We start from the raw sequence: 498 nt of genomic DNA on the forward strand, positions 1-498 counted from the left end.
CGACGGTCGATCTGCAGAGGATGATGAGACCGAAGAGCAAGCGCGGGCGCGGACGAAGCCCCGAGTCTTCTATGCGGCCGTGTTCAACGGGGCCGACGTGGTGGGCTTGCCCGAGATGGTGCGCGAGCAGAGCTGGCAGGCCAACGACTTGGCTGAAAAGCTGATTGCCGCCACGGGTGCCGAGATCGAGCACGCAGCGGTCAGTCGGGGTGGGGCCGGTATTGTCGAGAACGCGGCGTACTACACGCGCGGTGCTGACAGAATCGTCGTGCCGCCTCGCAGTTCGTTTAAAAGCCAAGGCGACTACTATGCCACGGTGCTGCATGAGCTTGCGCACTGGACGGGGCATGGAAGCCGCTTGGGGCGCCAGGCGCCGAACGAGCGAGTGAAGTTCGGCAGCCCGGACTATGCGCGCGAGGAACTTCGGGCTGAGATCGCGTCATTCTTCCTTACCTCAATGCTCGGCGTCGAGGGCAAGCCGCAGAACCATGCGCGCTA

General features: G+C 63.9%; 1 protein-coding gene. It reads left to right on the forward strand.

All coding sequences use genetic code 11. From position 1 onward, the window contains the following. Positions 1-498, forward strand: a 498-nt coding sequence (locus tag ACR6JA_RS22830) for a zincin-like metallopeptidase domain-containing protein (protein ID WP_494599764.1), incomplete at both ends; no start/stop codon positions are given.

It is taken from the genome of Cedecea sp. B1(4), assembly GCF_059414925.1.